General features: G+C 58.8%; 18 protein-coding genes. 8 read left to right on the top strand and 10 right to left on the bottom strand.

Going from position 1 to position 19438, the window contains the following annotated elements; genetic code table 11:
* The first annotated feature begins 225 nt into the window (after nt 1–225).
* From JL015_RS25890 to JL015_RS25870, 5 genes are all read left to right on the top strand, one after another.
* The gene (locus tag JL015_RS25890; protein ID WP_201020484.1) at nt 226–1161 is read left to right on the top strand and encodes a sugar ABC transporter substrate-binding protein; all 936 of its coding nucleotides are present in this window, start codon (nt 226–228) and stop codon (nt 1159–1161) included.
* 66 nt (nt 1162–1227) lie between these two features.
* The gene (locus tag JL015_RS25885) at nt 1228–2811 is read left to right on the top strand and encodes a sugar ABC transporter ATP-binding protein (RefSeq protein WP_201020483.1); all 1584 of its coding nucleotides are present in this window, start codon (nt 1228–1230) and stop codon (nt 2809–2811) included.
* 48 nt (nt 2812–2859) lie between these two features.
* Nucleotides 2860–3885: an ABC transporter permease gene (locus JL015_RS25880; protein WP_201006697.1), complete on the top strand. Its 1026-nt coding sequence runs from the start codon at nt 2860–2862 to the stop codon at nt 3883–3885.
* Between the two features lie 280 nt (nt 3886–4165).
* Nucleotides 4166–4570, top strand: a complete 405-nt coding sequence (locus tag JL015_RS25875; protein ID WP_025259414.1) for a TraR/DksA family transcriptional regulator — start codon at nt 4166–4168, stop codon at nt 4568–4570.
* A gap of 329 nt (nt 4571–4899) precedes the next feature.
* The gene (locus tag JL015_RS25870; protein WP_201020482.1) at nt 4900–6381 is read left to right on the top strand and encodes a T6SS phospholipase effector Tle1-like catalytic domain-containing protein; all 1482 of its coding nucleotides are present in this window, start codon (nt 4900–4902) and stop codon (nt 6379–6381) included.
* A gap of 10 nt (nt 6382–6391) precedes the next feature.
* Here the strand turns inward: JL015_RS25870 and JL015_RS25865 are convergent, their stop codons facing one another.
* Nucleotides 6392–6628, bottom strand: a complete 237-nt coding sequence (locus JL015_RS25865; RefSeq protein ID WP_201006693.1) for a DUF2789 domain-containing protein — start codon at nt 6626–6628, stop codon at nt 6392–6394.
* 364 nt (nt 6629–6992) lie between these two features.
* Between JL015_RS25865 and JL015_RS25860 the strand changes: the two genes are divergently transcribed.
* On the top strand, nt 6993–7460 hold the full coding sequence (locus JL015_RS25860; protein WP_201006691.1) for a hypothetical protein: 468 nt from the start codon (nt 6993–6995) through the stop codon (nt 7458–7460).
* A 59-nt stretch (nt 7461–7519) separates the two neighbouring features.
* On the opposite strand, the gene JL015_RS25855 is transcribed toward JL015_RS25860, so the two are convergent.
* From JL015_RS25855 to JL015_RS25825, 7 genes are all read right to left on the bottom strand, one after another.
* Entirely contained in the window at nt 7520–7900 is a 381-nt protein-coding gene (locus tag JL015_RS25855) for a Na+/H+ antiporter subunit G (RefSeq protein WP_201006689.1), read from the bottom strand.
* Nucleotides 7897–8175, bottom strand: coding sequence for a K+/H+ antiporter subunit F (locus JL015_RS25850; RefSeq protein ID WP_025259419.1), 279 nt, complete (start codon nt 8173–8175; stop codon nt 7897–7899). Before JL015_RS25850 ends, JL015_RS25855 begins: the two co-directional genes overlap by 4 nt.
* On the bottom strand, nt 8172–8663 hold the full coding sequence (locus JL015_RS25845) for a Na+/H+ antiporter subunit E (protein WP_201020481.1): 492 nt from the start codon (nt 8661–8663) through the stop codon (nt 8172–8174). The genes JL015_RS25850 and JL015_RS25845 overlap by 4 nt, the downstream gene beginning before the upstream one ends.
* The gene (locus tag JL015_RS25840) at nt 8660–10345 is read right to left on the bottom strand and encodes a monovalent cation/H+ antiporter subunit D (RefSeq protein WP_201006685.1); all 1686 of its coding nucleotides are present in this window, start codon (nt 10343–10345) and stop codon (nt 8660–8662) included. Before JL015_RS25840 ends, JL015_RS25845 begins: the two co-directional genes overlap by 4 nt.
* A complete protein-coding gene (locus JL015_RS25835; protein WP_007251310.1) occupies nt 10342–10686 on the bottom strand; it encodes a Na+/H+ antiporter subunit C in 345 nt (114 codons plus the stop codon). Before JL015_RS25835 ends, JL015_RS25840 begins: the two co-directional genes overlap by 4 nt.
* Nucleotides 10686–13628, bottom strand: coding sequence for a monovalent cation/H+ antiporter subunit A (locus JL015_RS25830; protein WP_201020480.1), 2943 nt, complete (start codon nt 13626–13628; stop codon nt 10686–10688). The genes JL015_RS25835 and JL015_RS25830 overlap by 1 nt, the downstream gene beginning before the upstream one ends.
* 135 nt (nt 13629–13763) lie before the next feature.
* Nucleotides 13764–14690, bottom strand: a complete 927-nt coding sequence (locus JL015_RS25825; protein ID WP_201020479.1) for a DMT family transporter — start codon at nt 14688–14690, stop codon at nt 13764–13766.
* Nucleotides 14691–14797: 107 nt separating this feature from the next.
* On the opposite strand from JL015_RS25825, the gene JL015_RS25820 reads away from it, so the two are divergent.
* On the top strand, nt 14798–15367 hold the full coding sequence (locus JL015_RS25820) for a helix-turn-helix domain-containing protein (RefSeq protein ID WP_201020478.1): 570 nt from the start codon (nt 14798–14800) through the stop codon (nt 15365–15367).
* Nucleotides 15368–15404: 37 nt separating this feature from the next.
* A complete protein-coding gene (locus JL015_RS25815; RefSeq protein WP_201020477.1) occupies nt 15405–16832 on the top strand; it encodes an FAD/NAD(P)-binding protein in 1428 nt (475 codons plus the stop codon).
* Here JL015_RS25815 and JL015_RS25810 read toward each other — a convergent pair.
* Together JL015_RS25810 and ssuD are read right to left on the bottom strand one after the other, a co-directional pair.
* The gene (locus JL015_RS25810; protein WP_201020476.1) at nt 16821–17927 is read right to left on the bottom strand and encodes a sigma-54 interaction domain-containing protein; all 1107 of its coding nucleotides are present in this window, start codon (nt 17925–17927) and stop codon (nt 16821–16823) included. The two genes, JL015_RS25815 and JL015_RS25810, sit on opposite strands and share 12 nt — an antisense overlap.
* On the bottom strand, nt 17927–19066 hold the full coding sequence (ssuD, locus tag JL015_RS25805) for an FMNH2-dependent alkanesulfonate monooxygenase (protein WP_201020475.1): 1140 nt from the start codon (nt 19064–19066) through the stop codon (nt 17927–17929). The genes JL015_RS25810 and ssuD overlap by 1 nt, the downstream gene beginning before the upstream one ends.
* Nucleotides 19067–19438: the final 372 nt, after the last annotated feature.

Genomic DNA, 19438 nt, shown 5'->3' with positions numbered 1-19438 from the left:
CCCTACCCGAGGCCTAAAGGCCAAGCGTTCTGCCCCCTCGTCATTCTGGATCTCTGTCATGGAGCGATTTCTTACGCTCGTCGCACGCGGCATGTGCGTCCAGCACAAGGATGCGCAACTGTTCTGCATACCCGGTGCTACGGGTGTTCGTCTGCCGAAATAAACCGCTCTTCGCTACGTCGTTACCAAGTCTGAACAACAACAAGAATTTGGAGACAGACCTTTATGAAGACCAAGATTCGTTTCACTTCGCTGGCTTTGGCCTTGATGCTGGGCAGTGGCACTGCACTGGCCGATATCAAGATCGGCGTTGCCATGTCGCAGTTCGATGACACCTGGCTGACCTATCTGCGTGAAGACATGGGCGCCCACGCCAAGACCCTGCCTGATGATGTAAAGCTGCAGTTCGTCGATGCCCGTGCAGACGTAAACAAGCAGATCGATCAGGTTCAGGAGCTCATCGGCAAGAAAGTCGACGCTCTGATCGTAAACCCCGTGGATACGGCAGCTACCGCCCGCATCACAAAATCTGCCACGGCGGCCGGCATTCCACTGGTGTACGTCAATCGCCGTCCTGATGATCCCAAGTTGCCCGAAGGCGTCGCTACCGTGACCTCCGATGACATCGAGGCGGGCCGGATGCAAATGCAATACATCGCCGAAAAACTGGGCGGCAAGGGCAACGTCATGATCCTGCTGGGGGACCTGGCCAACAACTCGACGCAGAATCGCACCAAAGGCATCAAAGAGGTGCTGAGCAAGTATCCCGACATCAAGATCGATCAGGAGCAGACCGGCATCTGGTTGCGTCAGAAAGGTATGGACCTGACCAACGACTGGATCACCCAGGGCAGGGCATTCAACGCGGTGCTGGCCAATAACGACGAAATGGCGATTGGTGCCGCCATGGCCCTGAAACAGGCTGGCGTCAAATCAGGCAGTGTACTTGTCGCCGGTGTGGACGGTACGCCCGATGGCCTGAATGCCGTGAAACGGGGCGATCTGGCGGTATCTGTCTTTCAGGATGCCAAGGAGCAGGCCATTGGCGCGATCAATGCCTCTGTGAAGCTGGCCAAAAAGGAAAAGGTCGAGCCGCAGGCCATTTTGATTCCGTATCGCCTCATCACGCCTGAAAACGTCGATACCTTCAAATCAAAATAGTGAACATGCCAGGGAGGGCTTGCAGCGTACCCCTCCCACAGCTTGTTGCTTGAGGAGTTTGTGATCATGTTCGGTTCCGCTACTGCTACCCGCCATGTCCAGCGCGATACGCCGTCCGCTGCCCGTGTCGATGATCGTGTCGCCACTGACGTTCCATCCCCTTATCTGTTGGAAATCAGCAATATCAGCAAGGGCTTTCCGGGCGTCATCGCTCTCAATGATGTGCAGTTACGGGTACGTCCCGGCACTGTGCTGGCCTTGATGGGCGAGAATGGTGCCGGCAAGTCGACCCTGATGAAAATCATTGCCGGGATCTATCAGCCCGACGCCGGCGAGATACGCCTGCGGGGCAATCCCATCCGCTTCGATACGCCTCTGGCCGCCTTGCAGGCGGGTATCGCGATGATCCATCAGGAATTGAACCTGATGCCATTCATGAGCATTGCCGAGAATATCTGGATCGGCCGCGAACAACTCAACAGCCTGCACATGGTCGATCACCGGGAAATGTACCGCTGCACCGCCGATCTGCTGGAGCGCTTGCGCATCAAGCTCGACCCGCAGGAGCTGGTCGGTAACCTGAGCATTGCCGAGCGGCAGATGGTGGAGATTGCCAAGGCGGTTTCCTATGACTCCGACATCCTCATCATGGACGAGCCGACGTCTGCCATTACCGAGACGGAAGTCGCCCACCTGTTTTCGATCATTGCCGACTTGCGGGCCCAGGGCAAAGGCATCATTTACATCACCCACAAGATGAGTGAGGTGTTTGAAATTGCCGATGAAGTGGCGGTGTTCCGGGACGGTGCCTATATCGGCCTGCAACGCGCCGAAAGCATGGACGGCGACAGCCTGATCTCGATGATGGTCGGGCGCGAACTGACCCAGCTCTTTCCCGAGCGTGAAAAGCCGATTGGCGACCTGCTGCTGTCGGTACGTGACCTGAGTCTGGACGGTGTATTCCAGGGCGTGTCCTTTGACCTGCATGCCGGCGAAATTCTCGGCATCGCCGGGCTGATGGGCTCCGGCAGGACCAATGTGGCCGAAACCCTGTTCGGTATCTCACCCAGCCAGGGTGGCGAAATACAGCTTGATGGTGTTGCGGTGCGTATTACCGACCCGCATCAGGCCATTGAAAAAGGCTTTGCGTTACTGACCGAGGACCGCAAGCTCACCGGGCTGTTTCCCTGCCTGTCGGTCATGGAAAACATGGAAATGGCCGTTCTGGCCAACTACGCCGGCAATGGTTTCGTCCAGCAGAAGGCTCTGCGAGCGCTGTGTGAAGACATGTGCAAGAAGCTGCGCGTCAAGACGCCTTCTCTGGAACAGTGCATCGATACGCTTTCAGGCGGCAATCAGCAGAAGGCATTGCTGGCGCGCTGGCTGATGACCAACCCCAGAATCCTGATTCTCGATGAGCCGACCCGTGGCATCGATGTGGGGGCCAAGGCAGAAATCTATCGCCTGATTTCTTTCCTGGCTGGCGAAGGCATGGCTGTCATCATGATTTCCTCCGAGTTGCCCGAAGTGCTGGGTATGAGTGACCGGGTCATGGTCATGCATGAAGGCGAAATGATGGGCATCCTCGACCGAAGTGAGGCTACCCAGGAAAAAGTCATGCATCTGGCTTCCGGCCATTTGGTTCACTGAGTTCGCCTGGCCGGGCTCGCGCAGAAGAAGAACAAGAGGGTAATCAAAATGAGCAACGCGATCTTGCAAAACAAACCGGCCCTGGCGCCGACCAAGAGCAAACGGCGGCTGCCTACCGAACTGAGTATTTTCCTGGTGCTGATCGGCATCGGGCTGATCTTCGAGTTGTTTGGCTGGATCGTTCGTGACCAGAGCTTCCTGCTCAACTCCCAGCGACTGGTCCTGATGATTCTGCAAGTCTCCATCATCGGTCTGCTGGCCATCGGCGTCACTCAGGTCATCATCACCACCGGTATCGATCTTTCGTCCGGCTCGGTGTTGGCCTTGTCGGCGATGATTGCTGCCAGTCTGGCGCAGACATCGGATTTTTCCCGCGCAGTCTTTCCCTCGCTCACTGACCTGCCGGTCTGGATACCGGTGGTCGTTGGGCTGGGTGTCGGATTGCTGGCCGGGGCGATCAACGGCAGCATCATTGCCATCACCGGGATCCCGCCCTTCATTGCCACGCTGGGCATGATGGTGTCTGCCCGCGGGCTGGCGCGTTTCTACACCGAAGGCCAGCCGGTCAGCATGCTTTCGGATTCCTATACCGCCATTGGCCAGGGAGCGATGCCGGTTATTATCTTCCTGGTCGTCGCGGTGATCTTTCACATAGCCCTGCGCTACACCAAGTACGGCAAGTACACCTATGCCATCGGCGGCAACATGCAGGCGGCACGCACCTCGGGTATCAACGTCAAGCGTCATCTGGTCATCGTCTACAGCATTGCCGGTCTGCTGGCGGGGCTTGCCGGTGTCGTGGCTTCGGCACGGGCGGCGACAGGGCAGGCGGGGATGGGCATGTCCTATGAACTGGATGCCATTGCCGCAGCCGTGATCGGCGGTACCAGCCTGGCCGGTGGCGTCGGGCGCATTACCGGCACCGTCATCGGCGCGCTGATCCTGGGCGTCATGGCCAGCGGGTTCACCTTTGTCGGCGTGGATGCCTATGTTCAGGACATCATCAAGGGCCTGATCATTGTGGTTGCGGTGGTAATCGATCAATATCGCAACAAGCGTAAAGCCAAGCGCTGATCGTGGATGTGTAGCGCAAAGGGCCTGTTGAGGCCCTTTTGTGCTTGAACTGAATCCTCAAAGCAGAGTCAGAGGCTCTCAGGCGGGTTTCAAGGCTGGATTTCAGGGGCAATCCATGCAGTTGTGGTACAAAAACCCTTCATTTGTATTGCCGACGGGCCAAGCCGGCCTTAGACTGCCGCCCCTCGTAAATTGAGTGCCTGGTGGCGCTTGGAGATCATGGCGCTTTTACGGCAACGTTGAGCCGCTCCTCAATGCACGTTTTTTTATAGAGAAATAAATGACAAAGGAAAAGTTGCTGGCCATGCCGGCCGATGACTACATGAATGCTGAACAGCATGCTTTCTTCGTCGAGCTGTTGCAGGCCATGAAGGTTGAAATCCACGAGCGTATCGAGCAAAGCCGCATTGCTATCGAGAGCCTGGACACCCCGGCCGACCCTGCTGATGCTGCTTCGGTAGAAGAAGAGCGTCATTGGCTGGTCAATGTCATCGACCGTGATCAGCGTATGCTGCCCCAGCTGGAAATGGCCTTGTCGCGCATTGCCGATGACACCTTTGGCTGGTGCGACGACAGCGGTGAGCCTATTGGCCTCAAGCGCCTGCTGATCAGCCCGACGACCAAATATTGCATCGAGGCGCAAGAGCGCCACGAGCAGATCGACAAGCACCAGCGCCAGGCCTGATTCACAGGCTGGAGTGAGGTGTCACCAGACCGGGAGGCTATTTTAGCCTCCCGGTTTTCTTGCGCCTGTAATTTATGAGGATCACGAAAGAGAGTTGATCAGTGGTTTAAAACTTCTATGTTTATTTTGTAGATTTTATTTTTCTTGTTTGTTGCGGTATTTATTTATTGTTTATTTAGAGTAGTACTGATCCAGTTTGTAGGATCGCTCTGTAAATCTCTCCGTTGCTTGACTGTTTCGTGTTGCTGAGCAAGCTATTTAATCAATTGTATTGAAAATCATTAAATGGCAGTCATACGAAATGGTTGTTTTCTACGGATGGATGGAAGATGAAAAATACATGGACGGTTAATAAGGGGGCTGCGGTTTCTGACACGGCAGTGCTACGTGTTACGGTGCGTGCAGGCCTTTTCTTCGATGGCACAGGCAATAATCGCGTCAATAGCCAGATAGGGGCTGACTGTCGGGCCATGATGGAGGTCAATGCCCATAAACACATTGTCGAATGTTCGGGCAGGCACACCGACCCCAATAGCAGTTATAGCAACGATCTGAGTAATATCGCCCGCCTGGTTGCACTTTATCGCCATCAATATGTGGCCAGGAACGATGGGCAGGGGTTGAAAGCTTATTGGCCCGTTTATATCAGTGGCGCGGGAACAACTTCCGGAGCCGGTGATTCTCTTTGGCCGGGGCAAAGTTTTGGCCGTGGTACGACAGGCGTTACCGCCAAGGCCGAGCATGCAATCAAAAAGCTTGGTTCCCGTCTCAAGGCGTTTACGCTCGATAATCCCGGTTGTGTCATTGAAGCCCTTGAGCTGGATATCTTCGGTTTCAGTCGCGGCGCGGCCTCGGCCCGGCATTTCATCAACGAGGTCCTGAAGCAGGCTCAGGGGGCGCTTGAGCCGGTCCTGGCAAGTCGCAAGGTCCCCTTGAGTGCGGATTTCGGCTGGGAGAGTGGCAGTGTGAGGCTCAAGGTTATCGGCCTGTTCGATACAGTGGCCGCCATTGGCAGCTTCCGGGATTTCTACAATGTCCGCGACTCTGCCAGCAACCGGGTCAATCTGTATTTGCCACCGGGCTGTGCCCAACAGGTACTGCATCTGGTGGCGCGTGATGAGTCACGACGCAACTTTGCGCTCAACAGCATCGCCCCTGACTGGAGCCGGGAGATCGTGCTGCCGGGAGCCCATGCCGATATTGGCGGTGGTTATCATCCACAGATGGAAGAAAAACTGCTGTTGACCCGGCCCCGCATGAGCATGCTCTGCCAGGACACCTCCTGTGAGTCGAGCACTGCCTGGTTACAGGCACAGCAAGATTTGCAGGCGCTGGATGCCGGGCAGTGGATCGACCCTCTGGACCGCCAGGCCTCGTTGCAGGTGGAGTGTTGCGAAACTTATGGTCGTGCGCATACTGCCGCTTTCGGGCTCAAGACGGTGGTGGCTGCTGCCTGTTTACGTCGCCAGGTGTTCGGGCATTTGTCGCGGGTTTATCTGCGGGTCATGCATGCGCTGGCCTGCGACGAAGGCGTGCCGTTCGAGCCGGTTCCCGACACCGCAGAGTTGCGACTCGCTCCTGAACTCGAAGGTGTCTGCCGCAAGTTGATCAGCTATGCCCGCGGCGGTGCCTATACCCTGGACGAGCAGGAAGAGCGCCTGCTGCGCTGGCGCTATATTCATCACTCGGCGCACTGGAATGCGATCATAGGCCGGGTCGGCAGCTTCAGTGATGCCGTATTCGTGCATGCGCCAGAGCCGGGAGGGCGTGTCCGGTATCCCAATACGAATCAGGCTGGATACCGGCATTGACGTGCAGGTGTCATGGGCTCTTGTGCAGCAACACATTCAGTTCGTCGACCACAGGAGCCCAGTCGGCATCTTCGCGAAGCTCTTCCTTCAGGAATCGGGCCTGTTGGGGTGTCCAGAACTCGGCGTCGATCAGTTTCACGTTGTCAGGCAGCGAGTGGTTGGCAATGAAGTTCTGGATGCTATCCTCATCCGAGTCGAGGCCCAGTTGGGAGAACAGGTTGGGCAGCGAGTGGGTTGGCAGTTCCATGTCATCTCCTTGGCTACAGAGGGGGCTTTGTCCTTCATCGGAGTGCCGAGGATGGACAAGAGTTCGACGAACCTTTTATTGATCCTGCGACAGATGCTAATGTTCTGTCTCGCGTGCCCAATGGCGCCACTTTTCCTGCCCCTGATATCTCTCTGTACAAAAGGTATATATGCCGCTGGCGTTGTCTGTCGGTAGAATCCGCCTCCAGCCTGCCCGGCAGGGTGGCGACCATGGAATCATCGCTCGCAGTTTCAGTGCGTGTCAGCAGGTATTTCAGCCGCTCCAGCGGCTTGTATGGATGCTTATTTTTTGACTGTCCTGGCTTTGTCAGGCAGCTTTATTTTCATGTTCGAGGATTTGTACATTGGCTGTAAGTAACCTGGATACCCATTCTCTGTTTGTGCTCGGTGATCTACGTGCGCAGTTGGTCAAGCAGTTCCAGTCACGTTTTGTCTATGTCACCGAGCAGTCGCCCGATGGCATCTACATGTCTGAAATCGATACCGAAACAGCGCTGGTAGTCGATGACAAGCCGCGCCTTGAACTCAAGGTGGGCGACCATTTTCGCGCCTCGGTCCTGCCCAGTCGTGAGGGTGGAAAGTTCGAATTGAAGTTCCGTGATATCAAATTCACCGTCTACGGGCTGGGCGATTACGCCTATGTCGATATTCCCGAAGGCCACGGGATTGTCTTCAAGGAAGGTCATGGCGTGTTCATGGTCTTTGCGGCCAATGAACAATTGCAGGGTGGTTTGAGCAAGCCCCTGAAAGCGGCCATCGGCAAGGCTGCCAAGTGGCGCAAGGGTGAGCTGACCTTCAAGGCCAGCGAGTGACGAAAGCCTGGGTGTGAGTCTTCGCGAGCAGGGCCGCCCGCGAAGTGATCAATGGCGTTTCAGTTTTCCACTGAGTCTCGTGCGGGACGATCGCCACTGACTTCCGGCGGAACATCGTTATCCCCCGCCATGCGCTTGCGGAACAGTCCGGTACGGGCCAGCAGCAGCGTGGTGACCGGCACGGTGATCGACAGCAGGACTGGAATCAGCCAGGCGTGAATCACCGGTCCTGATTTCAGTGCCGAGAAATAAATGATCGAAGCCAGTGCAACGAGCCAGGCTCCCAGCGTGGAGGCCAGGGCCGGTGGGTGCATACGCTGAAAAAAGGTCTTCAGGCGCAACAGGCCCAAGGCGCCGGTCAAGGCGAACACACTGCTGGTAACCAGCAGTAACGAGGTAATGACCTGCACCCAGAAGGGAAGGGTCTGTAGCGAATTCATTCGATCACCTCTCCGCGCAACAGGAATTTGGCCAGGGCAAAGGAGCCGACGAAACCGAACAGGGCGATCAGCAGGGCTGCCTCGAAATAGGTGTCGCTGGCATAGCGTATGCCCAGCACCAGCATCATCAGCATGGCAATGACGTACAGGTAATCCAGAGCCAGTACGCGATCCTGTGCCGACGGCCCCCTGAACAGACGAATCAGGGTAATCACCATCGCCAGGGCAAAGATGAGCAGGCTGAGCAGAATGGCATTGTCGAGCAGTGCAGTCATTCGAAAATCTCCATCAAGGGACGCTCATAAGCTGTCTTGAAGTGCTCGATGAATTGAGCTTCATCTTCCAGATCGAACACATGCATCAGCAGAATGCTGCGGTCCAGCGCCAGTTCCGACCAGACGGTGCCGGGCACCACAGTCGTGACCATCGCCAGTGCGGCAAGGCCGCTGGGGTCGCGCAGGTCCAATGGCACCTTGACGAACGCCGAGCGTGGCGGGCGGCGTTTCAGGTTCCAGACCGACATGAATATCTGCAGGTTCGAGATTACTGTGTCGTAGCCCACCCGCAGGAAAAACTTCAGGATCGTGCCGGGTTTGCGAATGCGTACCGGAGTCGGTCGCAGAGGCGCCATGAGCAGCGGAGCCAGGAACCCGAATACGGCCCCCAGCAGCACGGTGCCGGGGCTGATCGACAGATTCAGCACCAGCCACAGCACCCAGAGCGCCAGGGAAAACCACGGGGCGGGGAAAAAGTACTTTGTCATGGTTGCACCTGCGAGACGGCTTGTGTGCTGACCGGGCCTGGTACCGGACGTGTCGCCATGACCGATTGCACATACTGCGTGGGATTATGCAGGGCCGCTGCTGTGTCCTGTGTATAGCGCAGCAGTGGTTCAGCCTTGATCGTCAACGCAATGCACAGGCCCAGCAGAATCACGATGGGCAGGCATTCATTGCGGCGCAGCAAGGGCGAAGGAGTTTCCAGCGGAGTCCAGAAACGCTGGATGCCGAGGCGGGAAAAGGCAATCAGCGAAGCCAGGCCCGAGAAGATCAGCAAGCTGATGAATATCCAGCTTTGAGTGGATATCGCCTCGTCCTTTGCCACATCCAGCCCCAATGGATTGAGCAGGGCGCTGAGCAGGGTCAGCTTGCCGATGAAACCCGAAAGTGGCGGCATGCCGATAATCAGCAGAGCGCAGGCCACGAAGCTCAGGCCCAGAAAGGCCATGGTCATGGGGATGACCTGGCCGACCACGGCTTTCTGTTCGTCATCCAGATTGGTGCCCCGCGGCGGGTTCAGCGATTCCATATTGCGTGGCAACTGGTCTGCATCATCCTCAAGCGCGATTTCATTGGATGAACGCGAGCGCTCGATCAGTTCACCCAGCAGGAACATCGCACTCAGCGCCAGGGTCGAGCTGACCAGATAGAACAGCGCGCCAGCCGTCAGGCTGGGCTGGGCGAAGCCGATGGCTGCGAGCAGGATGCCGGCCGAAACCAGAATGCTCAGGCTGGCCATACGCTCCAGGCGTTGGGCGGCGATGATTGCCACTGCTGCGGTGACGATGGTTGCAATGCCGCCGTAGATCAGCCAGTCACCGCCGAAGAATGCCGAAGGCCCGGCCTGTTCGGAAAACAGCAGCGTCCACAGGCGCAGCAGGGTGTAGATGCCGACCTTGGTCATGATTGCGAACATGGCCGCAACCGGCGCACTGGCCGCCGAGTAGGCAGGCACCAGCCAGAAGTTCAGTGGCCACATGCCGGCCTTGGCCAGGAAGGCGGTGGCCAGGATTGCCGCGCCGGCATGCAGCAGGCCAAGGTCGGATTCCGGCACCTGCGGGATCTTGATCGCCAGATCCGCCAGATTCAGGGTGCCGGTCACGCCGTAGATCAGTGCGGCGCCAATCAGGAACAGCGACGAGGCCAGCAGGTTGATCGAGATGTAATGCAGGCCCGCCGACACCCGTGCGCGTCCGGAACCGTGCAGCATCAAACCATAGGACGCCGCCAGCAGCACCTCGAAGAACACGAACAGGTTGAACAGATCCGCCGTCAGGAAGGCGCCATACAGGCCCATCAACTGAATCTGGAACAAGGCGTGGAAACTGGCTCCTGCCCGGTCCCAGCGTGCCAGCGCGAACAGCAAGGCACACACGGCAATGATGCCGGTCAGCACCAGCATCATTGCCGACAGGTGATCCACCACCAGCACGATACCGAACGGCACCTCCCAGTTGCCCGGCAGGTAAACCCCGATCGAACCCATGGTGCCGCTCTGCTGGACCCACAACAGCAAGGTGATGGAAATCCCCAGCCCCAGCATGCTCGACAGCAGGTTGATACGGCCCTTGAGTGGCCGGTGCTTCTCGCCCAGCCAGAGCATCAGCCCGGCGGTCATCAGTGGCAGCAGGATGGGGGCAACGATCAGTTGGTTCATCCAGTTCATGCCTTGGGCTCCCTGCCATCCACATGGTCAGTCCCGGTCAGCCCGCGGGACGCCAGCAGCACGACCAGAAACAGCGCGGTCATGGCAAAGCTGATGACGATTGCGGTCAGTACCAGTGCCTGAGGCAAGGGGTCGGTGTAATTGAGCAGATCCTGAGGGATGCCGTCCTTGATGATGGGCTCCTTTCCGATGAACAGGCTGCCCATGCTGAAAATGAACAGGTTTACGCCATAGGACAGCAGGCACAACCCCATCACCACCTGGAAGGTACGCGGGCGCAGGATCAGCCAGACACCGGATGCAGCGAGAACGCCAATGGCGACTGCGATGACTTCTTCCATCAGACGGCTCCTTGTGTAGTCGCGGATTCGCCAGCAGGGCTGGCAATCGGTTTCGGCAATTGAGTCGGCCGATGGCTGCGCACCGACTGGTGAGCCAGAGCGGTGAGGATCAGCAGGGTCGAACCCACTACGACGGCATAGACGCCTACATCGAAGAACAAGGCGCTGGCGAAATGGATATCACCCAGTATCGGCAAGTCCAGGTGGGCGGTATGGGTGGTCATGAACGGATAACCCAGCGCCATGGAAACCAGCCCGGTAGTGATGGCGCACAGCAGGCCTGTGCCCATCCAGCGCAGAGGGCGCAGACTCATCTGAGCCTCGACCCACTGGGTTCCGGCAACCATGTATTGCAGGATGAACGCCACCGACATCACCAGACCGGCGACGAATCCGCCGCCCGGCTGGTTGTGACCGCGCATGAACAAGTACATCGAGACCATGAACGCGACAGGCAGCAACAGACGCACCAGCACCGCAGGCACCATCATGAAACCCAGGGCTGTATCGCTCGCGCTGCGCGGGTTGATCAGATCCGTGACCACATCGCGGGCCAGCAGACGCTGCTGGGCGGGCAGGGCGATACTTTCCTTCGGCGGACGGAAGCGACGCAGCAAGGCGAATACCGTCAGGGCCACGGCAGCCAGAACCGTGATCTCGCCGAAGGTGTCGAAGCCCCGGAAGTCCACCAGCATCACGTTGACCACGTTGGTGCCGCCACCTTCGGGCAAGGCCCGGCTGAGGTAGAACGAAGAAATCGTGTTGGGCGTCTGGCGGGTCAGCATGGCATAGGACAGCAAGGCCATGCCGACACCCACCAGCGCGGACAGCGTCAAGTCACGAATGCGCCGGGTGCGGGCGCTGAGGCGCGTGCTGACGGGTGGAGCAACATCTTCGTTACGTCGTGGCAGCCAGCGCAGACCCAGCAGGATCAGCACGGTGGTGACCACTTCGACCACAAGCTGGGTCAGCGCCAGATCCGGGGCCGAGAACCAGACAAAGGTGATACAGGTCATCAGGCCGCACACGCTGACCATGATCAAGGCGGCCAGACGGTGATACTTGCCTTGCCATGCGGCCCCGAGGGCGCAGGCAATCGCGATCAGCCATAACGTGACAAACACTCCGGAGCCCGGAATCTTCGGCCGATCGCCCCAGGTCAGGCCGCTGAAATACATCGGGATAAAGCCAAACACGGCCGCCGTCAGGACCAGCAGGAACAATTGGGGCTGCAAGCGACGGGTGCTGACCTGACGCTCAAAACGGCGAGCCCAATGCATCAGAATCACCTGGCAGCGCTCGAAAAACAGCTTGCCGTTGAGGCGCGATACCAGTGGCGGGCCGACAAAGCGTTCCTGGCGGAACGACTTGCGCAGCAGTAGATACAGGATAATCCCTCCGGCCATGGCGATCAGGCTCATGATCATTGGTGCGTTCCAGCCGTGCCAGATCGCCAGGCTGTACTCGGGCAGCGTACCGCCCACCACCGGTTGAGCGGCAGCAGCCAGCAGGGGCGCAACCGATTGGGCCGGGAAAATACCGACCACCAGACAGGTCATCACCAGCAGCTCCACCGGTGCGCGCATCCAGCGAGGCGGTTCGTGGGGCAGCAGGGGAAGGTCTTTTGCCGCCGGGCCGAAAAACACATCGACCGTAAAGCGCAGGGAATAGGCGACGCTGAAGGTCCCGGCAAGCGTGGCGACGATTGGCAGCGCCATTTCCACCCAGGCTGTGGCGGAAATGAACACGGTTTCGGCAAAGAACATTTCCTTGGACAGGAAGCCGTTGAGCAGCGGCACTCCGGCCATGGAGGCACTGGCCACCATGGCCAGGGTCGCGGTGTAGGGAATCAGCTTGATCAGCCCGCTGAGGCGCCGGATATCCCGTGTCCCGCTTTCATGGTCGATGATCCCCGCGGCCATGAACAATGAGGCCTTGAAGGTGGCGTGGTTGAGGATGTGGAACACCGCCGCGACAGCCGCCAGCGGGCTATTGAGGCCCAGCAGCAAGGTGATCAGGCCCAGATGGCTGATGGTCGAGTAGGCCAGCAGACCTTTCAGGTCATTCTGGAAAATCGCCGCGTAGGCCCCGAGGACCAGAGTGCAGGCCCCGGCCCCGCTGACGATCCAGAACCACTGTTCGGTGCCGGACAAAGAAGGCCACAGGCGGGCAAGCAGAAACACCCCGGCCTTGACCATGGTTGCCGAGTGCAGATAAGCCGAGACCGGCGTCGGTGCCGCCATGGCGTGGGGCAGCCAGAAATGGAACGGAAACTGCGCGCTTTTGCTCAGCGCGCCGATCAGGATCAGGGTCAATAGCACCGGGTACAGCGCATGAGCACGGATCGCGTCGCCGGAGGCCAGCACGCGGTCCAGATCATAACTGCCCACCACATGGCCCAGCATCAGGACACCGACCAGCAACGCCAGCCCGCCGGCACCCGTGACCATCAGTGCCATATAGGCCCCGCGTCGGGCGTCGGTACGGTGGTGCCAGTAGCCGATCAACAAGAAGGAAAAGACGCTGGTCAGTTCCCAGAAAAACACGATCTGGATCAGGTTGCCGGAGATCACCAGCCCGAGCATCGCCCCCATGAAGGCCAGGAAAAACGCAAAAAAGCGCGGAACAGGATCGTCCGGTGACATGTAATAGCGCGCATACAAAGACACCAGCGTGCCAATGCCCAGCACCATCATTGAAAACATCCAGGCAAACCCGTCCATGCGCAGGACGAAATTCAGTCCCAGGCTGGGCAGCCAGAAATATTCTTCACGAATCACACCGCCGTCGGCGATCTGCGGGAACCACAACGCAACCTGCACGGCACCGATCAGGGCGATCACGCCAGCGAGCAGGGATTCAGCGTTGCGTGCGTTGTGCGGCAAAAAAGCCGCCAGACAGCTGCCGATGAAAGGCAGAAGCAGTAGAACTATCAGAGACATAGGCTTCTAATCTGCAGGGAAATGTCAAGCATCATACGTGCCAGACGTCGCATCTCCAAACCCATGGTTACGGGAATTTCCTACAAGAAGTGTCTGTTTTAAACCTGAGAGCCTGACAGGGCGTGGAATCGGAGGTTATTGATCCAGCTTCCGTACGCCTTCTTCCTGATCCACTTCCTGCTCCTGAACCTTGGCCCGCGCTTTCATTTCACTGACGATCACGCCAGCCACGATCAGTGCCGCGCCCAGCAATGCGATACCCGGCAAACGTTCGCCCGCCAACCGTCCGGCAATGCCGGCCCAGACCGGTTCGCCGGCGTAGATCACGGTGGCGCGGGTCGGGGAGACGCTTTTCTGTGCCCAGTTCATGGCAACCTGAATGATTGCGCTCATCGCACCCAGGCCTACGGCGCTGATGACCAGTAGCCAGGAGAAGCCCGGCAGGTTTTCGCCGGTAGGGACGATCATCAGGAATGCCAGTATCGAGGCGGTTGCCAGTTGCACGACGGTGACCCGTCGCACATCGACCTTGCCGGCATAGGCACCGATCAGGATGATCTCGGCAGAAATCGCCACAGCGCTGATGATGGTCGCAACCTCGCCGGGACTGAATTGCAGCGATGCGCCTTCCGGCCCCGACAGCAAGATCAGCCCGGTAAAGGCCAGGGCTATTCCCAGGCTGGGCATCAGGCCGGGGCGGCGTCCGAGTATCAGCCATTGCAGTAACGGCACGCAGGGGACATACAATGCGGTGATGAATGCCGACTGGCTGCTGGGAATGGTCTGCAGGCCGATGGTCTGTAACCCGTAGCCGAGCATGATCGATGTGCCGATGAACACGCCTGCCTTGAGTTCAAGCAAGGTCAGGTCGCGCATTATTTTCATGGAGAACAGCGCTACGATGGCGGCCGCCGCAGCAAAGCGCAGCCCCACGAAAAACATCGGGCCGCTGACGGTGAGCGCATGCTGGACCATCAGGAATGTGCCGCCCCACAGGACAGTAATCAGGATCAATACCGCTTCTGCTTTGCTGACGCGCGGTATGCGGCTAATGGTGTTCATGACGGTTTCCAGGCCTTGAGGCCTTGCATGCTATGGGGTACGCGACACACAATGCGTCGCAAAAAGATGGGCAGTATAATGCGCAAAGGGTCCGAATGAGCAATATCATGCACAAAGAAAACTCCCAACGTGCGCCCGTGCTGCAGCATGTCAGCCACAATGTTCGCCGCCTGCGAAATACGGCAGGGCTGAGTCAGAGCGCTCTGGCGGAAAAGTCCGGCGTCAGTCGCCGCATGCTGGTGGCTATCGAGGCGGGTGAGAAAAACGTCAGCCTTGCGACTCTGGACCGTGTGGCCGAGGCATTGGAGGTCGCGTTCAGTGACTTGATCCAGGCTCCCGAGCTGGCGGATCACAGCCGTATCAACGAACTGGCCTGGGCCGGAACCCTGCCCGGCAGCAAGGCGGTGTTATTGGCCAAGGCGCTTGCCCGGCGTGAGGTCGAGCTATGGGAGTTCAGCCTGGCACCCGGCGATATCTACGCATCGGAGGCTGACCCTGAAGGTTGGAGCGAGCAGGTCTATGTCGTGCAAGGGCATCTGACCATTGGCTTTGCCGAGCCTGACAGGCAGCATCAGGTGGGGCCCGGTGAGTTCTTCATGTTCCCCAGCAATCAGCCCCACAGTTATCGTAACGAGGGTGAAGTCACCCTGCGTTTTGTTCGCAATGTAGTGTTGTAAATCCAGACCTCATACAACCAGCCCGAGGCAATGTTCGATGCGCGATGACAAGACCCAGCCTGCAATAGCCGATGTCCTGATTATCGGTGGAGGCTTGAGTGGCAGCATGCTGGCGGTCCAGTTGCTGCGTCAGCCCGGCATGCGGCGCATCCTGATCGTCGAGCCTCGAACCGAACTGGGCAGGGGAGAGGCCTACAGCGCCACCGAGCCCGGGCATACCCTCAATGGCAACGCTGCCCGCATGAGTGCCGACCCCGATAATCCTGACGACCTGACCCAGTGGCTGACGCAATACCTGGCCGATGGCGGCTGGCCTGAGGCGCAGCAGCAGTCGGTTCCGGTGCCGGTGCTGTTTCCGCCGCGAGGTGTGTTCGGGTTGTATGTACAGCAACGATTGCGAGAGGCTCAGGTGATCGGCCAGGGCCAGGGTTCCAGTGTCGAGCATATACGCGGGGAAGTGGTCGACCTGCTCACAGACGAGTCGGGCGTGAGCGTCACACTGGCCGATGGAAGCGGGTTGAAGGCCCGTCATGCGGTTCTGGCCACGGGCATGTACGCCGCTGCGCGCACGCCACAACGCCAGTCCAGTGGTTTGAATGCTGCAGGGCTTGATCCATGGAATGTCGAGACCATGCGCCAGCTCGATCCTCAGGCCACGGTGTTGATCATCGGTTCCGGGCTCACCATGGTCGATGCGCTGGTGTCCTTGCAGCAGGCCGGGCATCGCGGCCCGATCAAGGTGTTTTCCCGCCACGGCCTGTTGCCCCATGTGCGTCGCCAGCCACCGGAGTGGCCAGACTTTCTCGGTCAGGATCACAGCATTCGCAGTACCCGGCAGTTGCTGCGCAAGGTGCGTGAGCAGTGTGAGCTGGCCATCGAAAGCGGTATCGACTGGCAGGCACCGCTGGATACAGTGCGTGCCAATATCGGCAGGTTGTGGAATCAGGCCAGTGATCGCCAGCGTCGGCAGTTCGTCAGGCATGTGCGGCCATGGTGGGAAAGCCATCACCATCGCTCGCCGCCGCCGAGTGCGGCCTTGTTGGCTGAATTGGTGCATCAGGGACGATTGACCATTGAGGCTGCTTCGCTGCAAGGCGTGCAGACCCAGCCTTCGGGTCAGGTACAGATTCAGGTCCGGCGCCGCGGCCAGGACCAGTCATCGCTGGTGTCGGGAGATGCCCTGATCAACTCCACCGGGATCGAATACGACTGGCGTCGGGTCGACCGTCCCTTGCCACGGCAATTGCTGGCCCGTGGCTTGATTCAGCCGGGGCCGCTGGCGTTGGGGATTGCTGCCGATACCGATGGCGCGGTGTGTGATGCCCAAGGGCATTTTTCACCGCGTCTGTTTGCCATGGGCCCGCCGTTGCGGGGCATGTGGTGGGAAAGTACTGCGGTCACTGACGTGGCGATCCAGGCCAAGGCACTGGCCTTGCGTTTGACCGCCCTGGCTTCAGACCGATAGGTGCAGCATCTGCTCGCCTTGCAGGTTTTCACCGGGGCGGCGCTTGTTGACGGCCAGTTCGCCGATGCGGATCAAGTGCGCCCGTGTGACATTGCGGGTCAGGCCTAGCAGGTTGGCGGTATGCACCTGATTGTGATGGCAGAAGCGGTAGGCCGCTCTTAGCAGCGCATCTTCGACTTTTTCGTGCAGGGCGCCGGCCTGTTCTTCAAACAGCTTTTGAAAAGCGCGCATGAGCAGTTCTTCAGTCGATTCCTCGCTCCTTGACGTCTCTTCCTGACGCTCGATCCTCAGGTTCGACAGGCGCAGGTCTTCGTGCTGGATAATGCCGTTACGGCAGACCAGCAAGGTGTGATGGATAACGTTTTCCAGCTCACGAATATTGCCCGGCCAACTGTAGCTCTTGAGCTTCAGCTCGGCTTCGGGGCTGATGCGCACCGGGCCGTAGTTCAAGCGCTGGCTATAGATATCGATGAAGTGCCGGGCCAGCGGCAGAATATCGCCCGGCCGCTCGCGCAACGGGCTCAACTCCAGATTGACCACGTCCAGCCGGTAATACAGATCCTCCCGGAAATGCCCGGCATTGATGGCTTTCTCCAGTTGTACGTTGGTAGCGGCCAACACTCGCACATTGATGGGAATGCTCTTGCGCGAACCCAGGCGCACCACTTCACGTTCCTGCAGCACGCGCAGCAACTTGACCTGAAGCGGCATGGACAGATCGCCGATTTCATCCAGAAACAGCGTGCCGCCATCGGCCTCTTCAAACCATCCAGACTTGGCGCTCAAGGCACCGGTAAAAGCACCTTTCTCATGGCCGAACAGCTCGGCCTCGATCAAGGACTCGGAGAAGGCTCCGCAGTTGACCGCCACGAAAGGTTTGTCGCGACGGTTACTGAGTTCGTGAAGATGCCGCGCAACCAGTTCCTTGCCGGTACCGGTTTCCCCGATGATCAGCACACTGGCATCGCTGGGCGCCACTTGCTGCACGTGTGCCAGCAAGTCCCGGGATTTCGGGTCCTCGAAAACCTGAGCCGTGGCCCGGATCGAGGTCGCCAGAGCCGGCGAGGGCGGCAAGGTCAGCAGTTGCACAGACATCACTTGGCCTGCGGTGGCAGATCATTGGCGATCATTTCGCCAAAGGGGCCGGTAAGGTTGGTAATGCCGCGTCCCGCCAGGCTGGCGTAAGGCTCGGGCAGCAGCGGGAAAACCAGCTCGGCAAAACGATAGGCTTCTTCCAGATGCGGGTAGCCGGAGAAGATAAAGCTCTCGATGCCCAGGTCCGCGTATTCCTTGATGCGCTCCGCGACTTCCTGCGGGTTGCCCACCAGTGCCGTACCGGCACCGCCACGCACCAGGCCGACACCGGCCCACAGGTTAGGCGCGATTTCCAGATTGTCCCGGCGTCCGTCATGCAGGGCAGCCATGCGGCGTTGTCCTTCGGAGTCGAAACGGGAAAACGATTTCTGTGCGGCGGCGATGGTTTCGTCGCTGATATGTTCGATCAGGGTGCTGGCGGCTTTCCAGGCTTCTTCGCTGGTTTCGCGCACGATCACATGCAGGCGGATGCCGAACTTGACGGTGCGGCCCTTGCGTGCAGCTCGTTCGCGGACATCGGCCAGTTTTTCAGCCACGGCGGCCGGCGGTTCGCCCCAGGTCAGATAGACATCCACCTGATCGGCGGCCAGATCATGGGCGGCGTCGGAAGAACCACCGAAGTACAGCGGCGGGTAAGGTTGCTGGATCGGCGGGTACAGCGCCTTGGCGTTCTGCACGCGCAGATGCTTGCCCTCGAAATCCACGGATTCGCCTTGCAGCACACGACGCCAGATTTGCAGGAACTCATCGCTGACTTCATAGCGTTCGCTGTGATCGAGGAAGCTGCCATCGCCACGGTTTTCATCCGGATCGCCACCGGTGACCACGTTGATCAGCAGGCGGCCACCAGAGAGTCGGTCCAGCGTCGCGGCCATACGCGCCGAAACCGTCGGAGAAATGATTCCCGGACGAATCGCCACCAGAAATCTCAGACGCTCCGTCAGCGGCACCAGCGCCGAAGCGATGACCCAGGAGTCTTCGCAGGAGCGGCCGGTAGGAATCAACACACCGTAGTAGCCCAGGTCATCGGCGGCCTGGGCCACCTGCTTCAGATAGTTGAGCGTGACCGGGCGCGCGCCTTTGGTCGTACCCAGAAAATGACCATCGCCGTGGGTGGGAAGAAACCAGAAAACGTTCATGACAATTCCTTGGGAAGATCAGGCAGTGTTGATAGCTGAACAGCACCTACTGTTGCCTCGCAGACAGTTGGCTCACAGCATGGGAGTGGTGCCAGTTATAAAGGCTGCGATTTATTCCGTAAAAGAACGGAAAACCATATTTTTATAATCAGAATGAATATAGGTGTTGATTTCGTGCATCGGCAGCGGCAGACACTCTGTTTTCCCGGACTTGCAACGCCCGTCACTGAGTCGAAACTTTTGCCTGCGCAGCCCTGTCACTTTTAACGACAAGCAACGGGAGACAGGCAATGGCAAGAGCACCGGCTACCCAAGGCAATTTCCGGTTGCCAGACAAAACGGCCAGGCAGCGACGACCTGAAAAGCCTGCGA

The organism is Pseudomonas cichorii, assembly GCF_015471405.1.
Taxonomy (GTDB): Bacteria; Pseudomonadota; Gammaproteobacteria; order Pseudomonadales; family Pseudomonadaceae; genus Aquipseudomonas; species Aquipseudomonas serbiensis.
The sequence above is the reverse complement of the archived record's forward strand: the minus strand, read 5'-3'. Positions and strand labels throughout refer to the sequence as shown.

Excerpts from the sequence above, each read along its gene's own strand:
- JL015_RS25865 (WP_201006693.1), bottom strand. The coding sequence starts at position 6,628 with ATGGAACTGCCAACCCACTCGCTGCCCAACCTGTTCTCCCAACTGGGC.
- JL015_RS25870 (WP_201020482.1), top strand. The coding sequence starts at position 4,900 with ATGAAAAATACATGGACGGTTAATAAGGGGGCTGCGGTTTCTGACACG.
- JL015_RS25845 (WP_201020481.1), bottom strand. The coding sequence starts at position 8,663 with ATGACAAAGTACTTTTTCCCCGCCCCGTGGTTTTCCCTGGCGCTCTGG.
- JL015_RS25850 (WP_025259419.1), bottom strand. The coding sequence starts at position 8,175 with ATGACTGCACTGCTCGACAATGCCATTCTGCTCAGCCTGCTCATCTTT.
- JL015_RS25825 (WP_201020479.1), bottom strand. The coding sequence starts at position 14,690 with ATGAACACCATTAGCCGCATACCGCGCGTCAGCAAAGCAGAAGCGGTA.
- JL015_RS25820 (WP_201020478.1), top strand. The coding sequence starts at position 14,798 with ATGCACAAAGAAAACTCCCAACGTGCGCCCGTGCTGCAGCATGTCAGC.
- JL015_RS25810 (WP_201020476.1), bottom strand. The coding sequence starts at position 17,927 with ATGTCTGTGCAACTGCTGACCTTGCCGCCCTCGCCGGCTCTGGCGACC.
- JL015_RS25830 (WP_201020480.1), bottom strand. The coding sequence starts at position 13,628 with ATGTCTCTGATAGTTCTACTGCTTCTGCCTTTCATCGGCAGCTGTCTG.
- JL015_RS25890 (WP_201020484.1), top strand. The coding sequence starts at position 226 with ATGAAGACCAAGATTCGTTTCACTTCGCTGGCTTTGGCCTTGATGCTG.
- ssuD (WP_201020475.1), bottom strand. The coding sequence starts at position 19,066 with ATGAACGTTTTCTGGTTTCTTCCCACCCACGGCGATGGTCATTTTCTG.
- JL015_RS25880 (WP_201006697.1), top strand. The coding sequence starts at position 2,860 with ATGAGCAACGCGATCTTGCAAAACAAACCGGCCCTGGCGCCGACCAAG.
- JL015_RS25815 (WP_201020477.1), top strand. The coding sequence starts at position 15,405 with ATGCGCGATGACAAGACCCAGCCTGCAATAGCCGATGTCCTGATTATC.
- JL015_RS25855 (WP_201006689.1), bottom strand. The coding sequence starts at position 7,900 with ATGAATTCGCTACAGACCCTTCCCTTCTGGGTGCAGGTCATTACCTCG.
- JL015_RS25840 (WP_201006685.1), bottom strand. The coding sequence starts at position 10,345 with ATGAACTGGATGAACCAACTGATCGTTGCCCCCATCCTGCTGCCACTG.
- JL015_RS25835 (WP_007251310.1), bottom strand. The coding sequence starts at position 10,686 with ATGGAAGAAGTCATCGCAGTCGCCATTGGCGTTCTCGCTGCATCCGGT.
- JL015_RS25875 (WP_025259414.1), top strand. The coding sequence starts at position 4,166 with ATGACAAAGGAAAAGTTGCTGGCCATGCCGGCCGATGACTACATGAAT.
- JL015_RS25885 (WP_201020483.1), top strand. The coding sequence starts at position 1,228 with ATGTTCGGTTCCGCTACTGCTACCCGCCATGTCCAGCGCGATACGCCG.